8 protein-coding genes and 1 pseudogene are annotated in these 12,314 nt (G+C 64.8%); 8 read left to right on the top strand and 1 reads right to left on the bottom strand.

Features of this window, described 5'->3' with window-relative positions; all coding sequences use genetic code 11:
• Positions 1-470 precede the first annotated feature (470 nt).
• The 8 genes from E8F06_RS03930 (at position 471) to E8F06_RS03895 (ending at position 9,638) form a co-directional block, all read left to right on the top strand.
• Positions 471-677: a DUF3203 family protein gene (locus E8F06_RS03930; RefSeq protein ID WP_280364434.1), complete on the top strand. Its 207-nt coding sequence runs from the start codon at positions 471-473 to the stop codon at positions 675-677.
• A gap of 91 nt (positions 678-768) precedes the next feature.
• Complete coding sequence (locus tag E8F06_RS03925; protein ID WP_280364431.1) at positions 769-948, top strand: hypothetical protein; 180 nt, start codon at positions 769-771, stop codon at positions 946-948.
• Positions 949-1,140: 192 nt separating this feature from the next.
• Positions 1,141-2,781, top strand: coding sequence for a methyl-accepting chemotaxis protein (locus tag E8F06_RS03920; RefSeq protein WP_280364428.1), 1,641 nt, complete (start codon positions 1,141-1,143; stop codon positions 2,779-2,781).
• 666 nt (positions 2,782-3,447) lie between these two features.
• The gene (locus E8F06_RS03915; RefSeq protein WP_280364426.1) at positions 3,448-5,802 is read left to right on the top strand and encodes a TonB-dependent receptor; all 2,355 of its coding nucleotides are present in this window, start codon (positions 3,448-3,450) and stop codon (positions 5,800-5,802) included.
• A 30-nt stretch (positions 5,803-5,832) separates the two neighbouring features.
• Positions 5,833-6,717: a TauD/TfdA family dioxygenase gene (locus E8F06_RS03910; RefSeq protein ID WP_280364423.1), complete on the top strand. Its 885-nt coding sequence runs from the start codon at positions 5,833-5,835 to the stop codon at positions 6,715-6,717.
• A gap of 13 nt (positions 6,718-6,730) precedes the next feature.
• Positions 6,731-7,357, top strand: coding sequence for a glutathione S-transferase C-terminal domain-containing protein (locus tag E8F06_RS03905; RefSeq protein WP_280364420.1), 627 nt, complete (start codon positions 6,731-6,733; stop codon positions 7,355-7,357).
• A gap of 385 nt (positions 7,358-7,742) precedes the next feature.
• The gene (locus tag E8F06_RS03900) at positions 7,743-8,573 is read left to right on the top strand and encodes an oxidoreductase (protein WP_280364419.1); all 831 of its coding nucleotides are present in this window, start codon (positions 7,743-7,745) and stop codon (positions 8,571-8,573) included.
• 348 nt (positions 8,574-8,921) lie between these two features.
• A complete protein-coding gene (locus tag E8F06_RS03895) occupies positions 8,922-9,638 on the top strand; it encodes a response regulator transcription factor (protein WP_280364417.1) in 717 nt (238 codons plus the stop codon).
• A gap of 170 nt (positions 9,639-9,808) precedes the next feature.
• On the opposite strand, the pseudogene E8F06_RS03890 reads toward E8F06_RS03895, so the two are convergent.
• Positions 9,809-12,314: pseudogene (locus tag E8F06_RS03890) on the bottom strand (hypothetical protein); the annotation flags it as partial.

The following is a 12,314-nucleotide window of genomic DNA, read 5'->3' as shown; positions in this document are numbered from 1 at the left end:
CTTGCCCCTGCATCCGGGTCCGGCTTCGCCGGACTTCCCTCGCTCCATCATTGCGCCGGGGGCACGGCGAGAGGGGCCATCCATGGCCCCACACGCCTCTCGCGGCATCCATGCCGCTCGTCCCCCTCTGCAACGATTCCGCTCGGCCTGCTGACGGGGCGTAGTCGCCACCCCACCTATTTCGCTCAATTTCAGGCGGTGTATGGGCTTCAGGATGACTTGTCCCTCGCCGTCGCGAGTCACCCCTCTCTCTCTGGGAGAGGGGCGGGAGTGAGGGTTGTGTCAGGCCAGCGCGGAAGCCTGGAAGTACGTAGGGTGGATGACGCTCTTTTCATCCACCAGCGAGGCCCGCCGGGCTCCATCTGGTCGACGAAAAGGCGCCGTCCACCCCACGCAATCAATACCCCCTGAACTTTGCCCGTTCCTGCGCTTCTACCGGGATATGCATCCGTCAATGCGAGGGAGCCGTCATGATCGTGAGCATCGACCTGGACCGTGGCCTGTGCAGCCTGCTGCTCAACAGCCAGTTGGTCGAACTGCCTATTCACCAGGTGGTCGTCGACACCGACGAAGCCCTCGACGCACCGGTGATCCACTGCGTGGATGGCGACGCGGTGATCAGCGAGGTCCAGGCGCAGATGCTGATCGGCATCGGCGCCAGGGACGCGCGCAAATAGCCGTCCGGCAACTGCGGGAAGAAAGGCTGAACGAAGCGGCACAGCTGCGGCTCCAATATTCATGAGCCCTGACCCTTTCACGAGGTGCAGCATGAGTAGCGAGCGAAGAAGCGGTGTGTCCGGTAACGAGAAGAAAGTCCAGGACGACTTCCCGCGCTGGCTGATCGACCCCGATTGCGTCGACCTGGAGCTGGAGCGTGACCCTGACGATCCGCTGTTCGACACCACCCTGGATGACGCGGAGGCCTTCCGGCATTCCCACCGGGGGTGAACGAGAACCGTTTTTAGATGTGGCGTTGTCGAAATGTCTGATGGCAGAATGAAATCAAGCGACATGGACGTCACCCATTTCTCCCGGCCAGGAGCAGGCCGCCCACCCTAAAGTTCTCTCCGGGATTCCCGACACAAGAGGGGAGCCGCCGAGAACTGCGGCTGTACCCATACCTCGAACGGAATCCCCTTCATGCTGCTGCGCAACGTCAGTCTGCAGACGAAGATCCTGCTGGCCTTCACCCTGGTGAACCTGATCAGCATCGGGACCTTCATCAGCTACGCCCAATACGTCAAATCCATCGACATCCGCGCACAGATGGACAACCGCCTGCGTGCCGCCGCCCATGCGGTACCGCGACTGCTGGGGAGCGACTACCTGGACCGTGCCCGCAATGCAGAAGGGCTGAAGGACGGCGAGTACCTGGCACAGGTGAGCAACCTGGGCGAGTACGCCGCCGAGGTGGACCTCAAGTTCGCCTACACCATGACGGTGGATAGCGCCGGCCAGGTGTTCTACCTCTCCGACGGTGCCAGCGCCTCGGACATCGCCGGGGACAACTACGCCAAGCACCTGGAGCACTATGCGGACGCGAGTCCGGCGGTGATCGCGGCGGCCCGCAGCGGCAAGGCGCAGTTCGATGAATACACCGACAGCTACGGCACCTTCCGTTCCATCTTCCTGCCATTGCACACCGCCAGCGGCCAGCCCTTCGTGGTGGGCGTCGACGTCACCCTCGACAGCCTGAACCAGGCCATCACCGACAGCCTGAAGAGTCTCCTGCTGATCGGCGCCGTGACCCTGGCCATCGGCCTGCTGCTGTCCTGGCTGGCCACGCGGATGCTGGTGCACGCCATCCGCCGGCTCACCGGCCAGCTCAACCACATCGCCGACAGCCGCGACCTGTCCCGGCCGCTGACGGTGCTCAGCGGCGACGAACTGGGGCAGATGGGTTCGCGCCTGTCCGGCCTGCTGCAGGACCTGCGCCAGACCCTGTCCGGCGCGTCGGGCATGGCCGACAGCAACCAGCAACTGGCCGACACCTTCCTGCTCCGTGCCGACGACATCACCCGGCAGATCCAGCAGGCGGCCCGGCAGTTGGCCGACGTGGACCAGCATGGCCAGTCCATCCGCCAGGCGGCGGGGCATTCGTCCAACCTGGCCGGCGCCGTGCGGGACAACCTGGAGCGTGCCAGCGGTGAACTGAGCCGCGCTCACCAGGAACTGCAACGGCTGATCGGCGATGTGCACGGCAGCACCTCGGCCAACGTCGAGCTGGCGTCCGACCTGGACGGCCTGAGCCGCGAGGCCGAGCAGATCGGCAAGGTGCTGCAGATGATCGCGGGCATTTCCGAACAGACCAACCTGCTGGCCCTCAACGCCGCCATCGAGGCAGCCCGGGCCGGTGAGGCGGGGCGTGGCTTCGCTGTGGTGGCCGACGAGGTGCGCAAGCTGGCCGGCCAGACCCAGAGCGTGCTGGCCGATGCTCACGGCGTGATCGACCAGGTCACCCAGGCCATCCGCCAGATCGCCCAGCGCATGGGCAGCACGGCGGAGCGTTCGCGGGCCCTGGCCGGTGACGCCGACGAAGCGCTGGAAGCCCTCGACGGCCTGGTGCAGCAGATGGGGCAGGTGAGCGGAAACGTGGACCAGGCCCTGGCCAGCAGCGAGGAAATCCAGCACGCCGTGGCCGACATGTCCGGCCGTCTGGGTGGTATGCGCGATGCCTTCGAGCACACCCGCCAGGATGTGGACGCCATCAACCGTTCCGCCGCCGAACTGGGCGATACCGCACGGGCCCTGAAGTCCGGCTTGGGCGTCTTCCGCACCTGATCCGCTGTATGCAGGCGCCAACTCGCTTCGCGGACCAGCTCGCCAAGGGCCGCGCAGCGGCCCCGTAGGGTGGAAATCGCTCTTCATTTCCACCATTGGCGTCCAGCCCTGCACCGCGGTGGTGGATGAAAAGAGTGTCATCCACCCTACACATCGGTCGACTCCGTGCCTCGCTGAACCCTGACCCGTAGGGTGGAAATCGCTCTTCATTTCCACCATTGGCGTCCAGCCCCGCACCGTGGTCGTGGATGAAAAGAGCGTCATCCACCCTACACATCGGTCGACTCCGTGCCTCGCCCTGTGGGGGCGAATTCATTCGCCAAAGGCCGCGCAGCGGCCCCCTCCATCCCATGCACTCCCGGCATTGAAAATATAGGAACAAGGCATTTGTCCCGGTCCTGGGGCTGGTTTTAAATGCAGGCTCTTATTCCGTAATTGACTTTTAAAAAATGAAATTAGATTCAAACGGAATAATGATATGACCTTGCACCCAGGGGGGAGCCCATGAGCAGAACCGCCGCAATGCCCGTCCCGCGCCATCCCGAGCGCCGCTGTCGCTGACCGCGCGCCACGCCGGATTCCCGTAACCGCCAGCCCCATTCACCGTCGCGCCGAACGCGCGATGCGGCCCCCTCTTGCCCGGGCCTTTGCACAGGAACATCGTCCATGCCGTACCGTCGTCTTGCCCGCGTCGCCAGGCCCTTGGCCTTGCAACGCCTGACTACCCCCGAATACGCCCTGACCCTGTTGCTCGCCCTGGGCGGCCTGGCCGCGCCAGCCCATGCCGAGGACGCTGCCGCCAAGCCCGCCGCCAAGGAGGACACGGCGCTGGAGAAAGTCACCGTCACCGCCCGCCGTCGTGAGGAAGACGTGCAGGAAGTGCCGACGCCCATCACCACCCTGAGTGGCGACAGCCTCGAGGCGCAGAAGGTCTACAAGGTGCAGGACCTGCAGCAGGTGCTGCCCAGCGTCAACGTCGCCTATATCCATGCGCGCCAGTCCAGCGTTGCGGTGCGCGGCATCGGCAACAACCCGGCGAGCGATGGCCTGGAAGGCAGCGCCGGCATCTATCTGGACAACATCTACCTCGGCCGTCCGGGCATGGCAGTGTTCGACCTGCTCGACGTGGAGCAACTGGAACTGCTGCGCGGCCCCCAAGGCACGCTGTTCGGCAAGAACACCACGGCGGGCGTGATCAACATCAGCACCCGCAAGCCCACCTTCACCCCGGAGCGAAACCTGCAACTGTCCGGTGGCGAGCGCGGCTACTTCCAGGGCAAGGGCACGGTGTCCGGGGCGCTGACCGAGTCCGTCGCCGGGCGCCTGTCGTTCTACCGCACCCGTGAGGATGGCTACATCGACAACCAGCACGACGGCCGCACCTTCGTCGGCGGTGAACGCGAGGGCGCGCGCGGGCAGTTGCTGTTCGAGCCGAACGAAGACTTCAGCCTGCGCTGGATCACCGACTACAACCAGGAGGACTCCACCAACGGCGTGTGGGCCCTGTATGGCGTGTCGGACCGCTTCCGCCAGCGTGCCGCGCTGATCGGCGCCAACCCGCAGCTCGATGTGAAGAAGCGTGAGGTGAACATCGACTCCGTGCAGTCGGTGAATGTCTGGCAGGGCGGCTCGTCAATCGAGGCCAACTGGAACCTGGACAGCGGCTACACCTTCACCTCCATCAGCGGCTACCGCTACTGGCACTTCGTGCCGCACAACGATGCCGACCTCACCGACGTCTCGGCGATCATCGACAGCGGGGTCGAAGTCCACGACCGGCAGTTCTCCCAGGAATTCCGCCTGGCCTCGCCCACCGGCGGCGCGTTCGACTACGTGGTGGGCGCCTACCTGTTCAACCAGAACCTCGGCAACAACACGCGCACCCAGTACGGCCCCTTCGCCGACCTGTACCTCACCGGGGTGAACCGCAACCTCCTGAACAACGTCTCCACCCAGACCAACGGCAAGATCGAGACCGACAGCTTCGCCCTGTTCGGCCAGGGCAACTGGCACATCACCGACCGCCTGGACTTCACCTTCGGCCTGCGCGGCACCTACGAAGAGAAGCAGGCGCGCCTGCACCGCTTCGCCCCGGTGGGCGGCGCGCCCCTGACCGGGCCGCTGGCTGCCGCACGGCAGGCGCAGCTGGGGGCACTGGATACCGGTGACTTCGGCCTGCACAACGCAGCGCCGTCCGGGCTGCTGAGCCTCAGCTACAAGATCAGCGACGGACTGCTCGGCTACGCCAGCCTGGCCCACGGCGAGAAGTCCGGCGGGGTGAACCTGGTGGCGCCGGTGGCGGGGCTGGGAAGCGACTCGCTGATCGTCGGCCCCGAGCGCGCCAACGACGCTGAGCTGGGCTTCAAGAGCACCCTCGACGATGGTCGTCTGCTGCTCAACGCGAATATCTACTGGACCGGTATCCACGGCTACCAGGCGACGACCCTGACCACCACGGCGGCATCGCTGACCCCCGTGTCGGTGCTGGCCAACGCCGGCAGCGTGCGCTCCCGGGGCGTCGAGTTCGAGTCCACCTGGCGACCGCTGCGCGGCCTGACCCTGAACTTCAACGGTTCGTTCAACGACGTCACCTACCTGAGCTTCAAGGACGCGCCGTGCCCCGGCGAGATCAACACCGTGACCCCCACCGCCAAGTGCGACCTCACTGGTGAACGGGTGGTGGGCGCCTCGCGCTGGATCGGCAACGTCAACGGCGAATACACCTGGCAGACCGGCAGCGGCCTGCGCCCCTACGTCAACGCCAGCTACTCCTACCGCTCCGAGGCCGCAGGCACGCTGGACAACTCCGAGCTTTCGAAGATCGACGGCTACGGCCTGGCGAACTTCGCCGCCGGCGTCCGCGCCGACCTCGGCGACGGCCTGCTGGACACCTCGCTCTGGGTGCGCAACGCCTTCGACAAGGACTACTACCTGACCGCGTTCGCCTTCAGCAACGGCGCCTACACCGCCTCGGTGGGCCAGCCGCGCACCGCCGGCCTGACCCTGCGCTACGACTTCTGATTCACCAACGGACTGATACGGGAGAACCTCATGAGCAGCACAGTCACTGCCCTGCGCCAGCCCCTCGACGGGCTGCGCATCGAACCCCTGGCCGCACCCCTGGGAGCCGAAATCCACGGCCTGGATGGCCGGCGTGATCTGACCCCGGCGCAGATCCTCGCCCTCAAGCAGGCCCTGCGCGACCACCACATCCTGATCTTCAAGAACCAGGAACTGGATGACGCGCAGTACCTGCGCTTCACCTCCTGGTTCGGTTCGGTGTTCCAGCCCCATCCGGATTACCTGGTGCTGTCCTCGGGCACCGATGGCAAGGCGCCGGACATCGTCAAGGTGGCCAATACCGAAGACGGTGAGCTGAGCAACATCGCCCTGCCGGCCCACAGCGACCATCACTGGACGCCGACGCCCTCGGCAGGCTCGCTGCTCTACGCGCTGGAAGTACCGGAGGAGGGCGGTGAAACCACCTGGACCAACCTGGCCCTGGCCTACAACGCGCTGGATGAAAATACCCGTCGCGAGATCGATGGCCTCAAGCTGATCAACTACAACCCTTTCGTGCGGCTGCGTGACGGCTACAACCTCGGCATCACCTACCGCACGCCGGACATCGACCCCATCCAGGGCACCGAGCACCCGCTGGTGCGCACCCATCCGGAAAGCGGCAGGCGGCTGCTTTACCTCGGCGTGCATACCGAGGTGGAGATTCCCGGTTATGCGCCGGAGAAGGGCATCGAGTTGATCGGTCGCTTGCGCGAGCACCTGAAAGACCCGCGCTTCGCCTACACCCATCGCTGGGAAGTGGGCGACATCGTGTACTGGGACAACCAGGCTACCCTTCATGCCCGCAACGGCTTCCCGGCGACCCAGCGCCGCCGCCTGAAACGCATCAGCCTGGCCGGCAGCCGGCCCTTCTGAGGAGAGATCGACCATGACTACCTTGTTCATCGCCCCCGGCGCCTGCTCGCTGGCTTCCCATATCGCCGTGCGCGAACTAGCGCTGCCGATCCAGATCGAAAAGGTCGCCCTGCGTGTCCCTGATTCGCCCATTCACGCGATCAACCCCCTGGGCCGGGTGCCGGCGCTGCAACTGGATGAAGGCACCGTGCTGACCGAGAACAGCGCCATCCTGCCGTTCCTTGCCGACCAGGCGCCGGGCACCGCGCTGTTCGCCCCGACCGGCAGCGTCGAACGCGCGCAGGTCCAGGGCTGGCTGGGCTACCTGTCGGCGGAGGTTCATACCGCCGCCTTCCGTCCGCTCAACCGCCCCGAGCGCTACTCGGCCGATGAAGCTGCGCACCCCGGTATCCGCGAGCAGGCACGGGTGCAATTGCTGAAAGCGTTCGAGCACATCGAGCGGCACCTCGAAGGCCGGCAGTGGCTGGTGGGCGAGCGCTTCACCCTGGCGGACATCTACCTCGGCGTCTTCGCCACCTGGCTGACCCGCCTGGGCGCTCCTTTCGACGGCCTGACCAATATCGCCCGCCTGCGGCAGCAGTGGCTGGCCCGCCCGGCCGTGCAGGAGGCCCTGAAGGCCGAGGGGCTGATCCAGGGCTGAGCACAAGGCCGACCTCTGTAGCTTGGTCTGGTCGGTAGGGTGCGCCGCGCGCACCGTCGGAGTTTGTGATCGCGACCAGCGTTCATCTGACGCCGAATCGGTGCGCATGGCGCACCCTACGGGGCCGGCCCTCGCTCCGAAATACTTCGGTAGGGTGCGCCGCGCGCACCAGCGGAGTTTGTGGTCGCAACCATTGTTCATCTGACGCCGAATCGGTGCGCATGGCGCACCCTACGGGGGCGGTTTCGTCCTGGAAGATTGCTGAATAAAGATCACAAGCTCATGCAATTTTCTTGGGATTATCACAAGAGTCCGCCAGCCATACAGTGAACGCAACTCGAACAGAAAGCCCGCGCGGTGCGGGCTCCCACACAGGAGAGTTGCTATGCGTACCTGGTTCATTACTGGAGCTTCCCGTGGTTTCGGCGCCCTCATCGCAGCACAGGCCCTGGCGGCCGGTGATGCGGTAATCGCTACCGCCCGTAAGCCGGAAGACGTCGTTGCCCGCCTGGGTGACCATCCCAACCTGCTGGCCGTGCGCCTGGACGTGACCCGCGAAAGCGAGGCCCATGAGGCGGTGGCCGAGGGCATCAAGCGCTTCGGCCGCATCGACGTGCTGCTCAACAACGCCGGCTACGGCATCCTCGGTGCGGTGGAGGAAACCAGTGTGCAGGAAGTGGAGCGCATCTACGCCACCAACGTCTTCGGCCTGCTCAACGTCACCCGCGCCGTGTTGCCGCACATGCGCCGCCAGCGTTCCGGCCACGTCATCAACATCTCCTCCCTGGGCGGCTACCAGTCCTACTACGGCTGGGGTGTTTACGGCTCCACCAAGTTCGCCGTGGAAGGCATCAGCGAAGCGCTGCACCAGGAACTGGCGCCGCTGGGTGTGAAGGTCACGGTGGTGGAGCCGGGCTTCTTCCGCACCGACTTCCTCGATGAGCAATCCCTGGTGAAGACCGCCCTGGAGCTGGCGGACTACGACGAAACCGTGGGCGCCATGCGCCGCTTCGCCGAGGGTGCCAACCATGCCCAGCCGGGTGACCCGAGCAAGTTCGCTGGCGCCATCCTGACGCTGGTGAACGCCGCCAACCCACCGCAGCGCCTCGCCCTGGGCAGCGACGCGGTGCAGCGAATCGCCGACAAGCACAGTCTGGTGGAAGGCGAAGTGGCAGCCTGGAAGGAGCTGTCGCTGTCCACTGACCTCGAGGTTTGATGCGGGACCTGCAGCAAGAAAGACGAAGCCCCTGGAGATCGATCGGTCTTCAGGGGCTTCGTGCATTTGGCCAGCGGGGCATCGGTAGGAGGCGCGCTGTAATCGGCGCGCATGGCGCACCCTACGGATGAGTTGAGGCACCATCTGGAGGCCGCGTCAGCGTGCCAACTCACGGCGAAAATTCGCCCGTTCGTCGGGTCAGGAGATCCGATGGCCGCTTATCCCGGCAACTCAACGTGACGTCCGAAGCTGCTGGCAAACTGCCCCGTCTCCCCCCTATACAACAAGGGCAATCCGTCCGCGCGACCCCGCCAGACGAGTCCATCTGTCAGGGGGTGAAAAATGTAAATGCAATCCCGCACTCAACCGATACGCGTGATGCTGATCGATTGTCGTCCCCTCGTCCTGATGGGCCTCCACGACTTGATCAATGCCAGAAAACCACGGATGGAAGTGTGCGGCCAGGCCAGTACCTATGCCCACGCGCTGGATCGTGCCGATCAGCTGCGCCCGAATGTCATTTTCTTCAGCTTCTTCCCGGATGCCCTCGACCCGCTGGACGTCATCTCGCTGCTCACCCGCGGAGACGAGATGAAGGTACTGCTGCTCAAGGGGCTGTACGAGGCCGTTCCCGTTGCCCGGGCGATTGACGCCGGTGCCCGAGGCGTTGTGCTGGCGGAGGACCCGACGGAGTCGATCATCCGCGCCATCATCAAGGTCCACCACCGCGACATCGGGTTGGACAGGGCCTGGGCCGGCGGACTATCCAGCTATTCCGCAGCTGGGCAGGTTCGCGTGAATGCAGACCCGGAACGCGCGAGGTACTCGCAGCTGACGTTGCGCGAAAGGGAGCTGATTCGCGCCATCGTCGGCGACCCGTCCGCCAAGTACATGTGCATCGCCGCGCGCCTGGGCATCAGTGAGCACACGGTGCATAACCACCTCAGCAACATCTATCACAAGCTGAACCTCATCAATCGCGTCGACCTGCTGATGTACGCGCTGAAGCACGGGCTCACCAGCGGCGGCGAGCCGCCGGATTCCACCTGGGTGGAAATGGACTGAGCCTTCCGATCCGACCTCCACAATGAAAATGGCCTGGCTCCCTTGCGGGAGTCAGGCCATTCACTTTTAGCGGTCCTCGGAAGATGGCGGGTGGGCTCCCGCGGGGATCTGCCAAAAAATGCGGGGGTGGCTCTCATGCCACCCCCGCTTCTTTTCACACAGGCGATGTGTCAGGCGCTGCCAAAGACAATGTCAGTGTTCAGGAGGTCGACTCCGACCACGGTGATGGTCGTGTTTTGTGCGCCTGACTCGTCGATTGTCACGATGCTGTTTGCACCGGTGTTGTCGATCGATTGGACAACGGCGCCCGCATCGCCAATGAGCACCAGCTTGTCTCGCAGACTCGGCCCCGCATCGAAGCCGTTGACCTGGTACAGGTTCTCGGCGGCCGACAGTTCGACGTTGAAGGCATCCTGCTCACCAATCGTGCCAGCCATCCTGTAGTCGAAGAGCTGGTCGTTAGGGTCGTTCGCAAACAGATTGGCGTCGAACGAACTTGTCGCCGTGTCCCCGTCCTTGTCCGTCAGCGTTGCGTTGAATGCCAACTGGATATCGTTGGCCATGTTCTCGACCTGCTTGATGAACTGGATCACCGGCACCTTGATCACGCCCAGGCCCATCGTGAGCTGAACAGCGTCGATCATCTTCGCGCCATCCCATTGGACGAGGAAGGACTTCTGGTTTCCGGCCTCGGAGGCCAGGTCAGCGGCAAGAACCTTCGTCTGGGCCGAACTCGTGCCGTCCTCGAAGAAGATCCTGTAATACAGCTCTTCGGTTGCCGGGTTGTAACCCTGCAGCGTGTTGTCGATGAACACCTTCACGGCCGTCAGCAAGGTCTCGGGGTTGATGACGAAACTCTCGTCGCCGCTGTTGATGCCGGCCGTCCCGTTTCCGTCCAGGTTGTTGTTGCCGACGCCGATGCCGGATGTGCTGACGTTCACGTCCGCCGTGCCAAGGAACGAGAAGCCGCCAGCTTCTATCTGCGCTTCTGTGAGGTCGGGCGCTCCCTGCACGATGGCACTCAGTACCTGGGCTGCGGTCGTGCCCGCGTTTACGCCGAAGAACACGATCTCCTCGGAGGGCGAAGGAACGGTCGGCGGATTCTGGCTGGGAATCAGCAATGTGCGGACAGGGTCGGGGCCACCCGCATCGAGTGAGCCGTCGGCACTGCTGAGGACGATCGTCGAACTGAAGCCTTGCACCAGATCCAGGGCGTAGGTGCCATTGGCGAAGGCAGTCAACGTGTAGTCGATGGTGGTGTTGGCCGTTGTCGCGTTGTTGTCGAAGTCGCCGGTCAGGCTACCTGCGAAGTGGTACGCGCCATTGGCATCCGGTGAGGGCGATTGCTCGTTGAGCGTGCCGGTCCCGGTGGTGGTCGTGTTGTCTGGCCTGACAAGGGTGAACTGACCATTGGCCAACGAGATATCCAGACCCGCTGCACCCAGCCCGTCGGCTCCGGCCGCCATGCTCCAGTTCCCGTATTGGGGAAGGATGGTACCGGTCCCGATCAGGTTGCCGAATGCGAGCGTCGGCGTGTCGTCGTCAACGGTGATGACCAGCTTCTCGGGCGCGGCCGTCACCGTGTCGCCGTCCTTGTCGGTGGCCTGCAGCAGTGAGCCCAGGTTGAGGGTGATGTCGTTCTCGTCATTACCCGCCGCATGGTCCAGGGCCTTGAGCAGCGTGAAGTTGTACACCCCCGCAGCGGTGAGGCTGAGGGTGAACACGCTGATCGCGCCGGCTGAAGCGGTGAGCGTGTTGCCGACGACGTTGTAGGTCAGCCCCACGCCGCCCGAAGTCAGCGCCGGCAGGCCGCTGGTATTGCTGGACAGGGAGTAGCTAAGGGGTGCATCGGCACCGGACTGGAAGATGCCGGTGACGCTGCCACTAGCGGTGGTCGCCGTGCCCGCCACATCGCCGGTGCCACCGGCGATACCGCCGGTCAGGCCGTCCTCGTCGACAGTGCCGCTTGCGGCGGCACCGGTTGCGGTCGGGGTGTCGTCGTCAACGGTGATGACCAGTTTCTCGGGGGCGGCCGTCACTGTGTCGCCGTCCTTGTCGGTGGCTTGCAGCAGGGAGCCCAGGTTGAGGGTGATGTCGTTCTCGTCATTGCCGGCGGCATGATCCAGGGCCTTGAGCAGCGTGAAGCTGTAGGCGCCGGCCGCCGTGAGACTGAAGGTGAACACATCGACCGCGCCAGCTGAGGCAGTGAGGGTGTTGCCGACGACGCTGTAGGTCACCGCCACGCCGCCCGAAGTCAGTACCGGCAAGCCGCTGGTGTCGGCGGACAGGGCATAGCTCAACGGCGCATCGGCACCGGACTGGAAGATGCCGGTCACGCTGCCGCTTGCGGTGGTCGCAGCACCCGCCACGTCGCCGGTGCCACCGGCGATCCCCCCGGTCAGGCCGTCCTCGTCGACGGTGCCGCTTGCGGCGGTACCGGTCGCGGTCGGCGTGTCGTCGTCAACGGTGATGACCAGTTTCTCGGGGGCGGCCGTTACCGTGTCGCCATCCGCGTCGGTGGCCCGCAGCAGGGAGCCGAGGTTGAGGGTGATGTCGTTCTCGTCATTGCCGGCGGCATGATCCAGCGGCTTGAGCAGCGTGAAGCTGTAAGCCCCTGCCGCAGTCAGGCTGAAGGTGAACACGTCCACCGCGCCGGCCGAGGCGGTGAGCAGGTTG

The sequence above is a fragment of the Pseudomonas sp. BN411 genome (genome assembly GCF_029871235.1).
Lineage (GTDB): Bacteria > Pseudomonadota > Gammaproteobacteria > Pseudomonadales > Pseudomonadaceae > Metapseudomonas.
Note: the sequence above shows the minus strand (reverse complement) of the source record. Positions and strands in the feature narration are given on the sequence as shown.

Coding starts and splice junctions, on each gene's coding strand:
- E8F06_RS03900 (WP_280364419.1), top strand. CDS start 7,743: ATGCGTACCTGGTTCATTACTGGAGCTTCCCGTGGTTTCGGCGCCCTC.
- E8F06_RS03930 (WP_280364434.1), top strand. CDS start 471: ATGATCGTGAGCATCGACCTGGACCGTGGCCTGTGCAGCCTGCTGCTC.
- E8F06_RS03895 (WP_280364417.1), top strand. CDS start 8,922: ATGCAATCCCGCACTCAACCGATACGCGTGATGCTGATCGATTGTCGT.
- E8F06_RS03920 (WP_280364428.1), top strand. CDS start 1,141: ATGCTGCTGCGCAACGTCAGTCTGCAGACGAAGATCCTGCTGGCCTTC.
- E8F06_RS03910 (WP_280364423.1), top strand. CDS start 5,833: ATGAGCAGCACAGTCACTGCCCTGCGCCAGCCCCTCGACGGGCTGCGC.
- E8F06_RS03905 (WP_280364420.1), top strand. CDS start 6,731: ATGACTACCTTGTTCATCGCCCCCGGCGCCTGCTCGCTGGCTTCCCAT.
- E8F06_RS03915 (WP_280364426.1), top strand. CDS start 3,448: ATGCCGTACCGTCGTCTTGCCCGCGTCGCCAGGCCCTTGGCCTTGCAA.
- E8F06_RS03925 (WP_280364431.1), top strand. CDS start 769: ATGAGTAGCGAGCGAAGAAGCGGTGTGTCCGGTAACGAGAAGAAAGTC.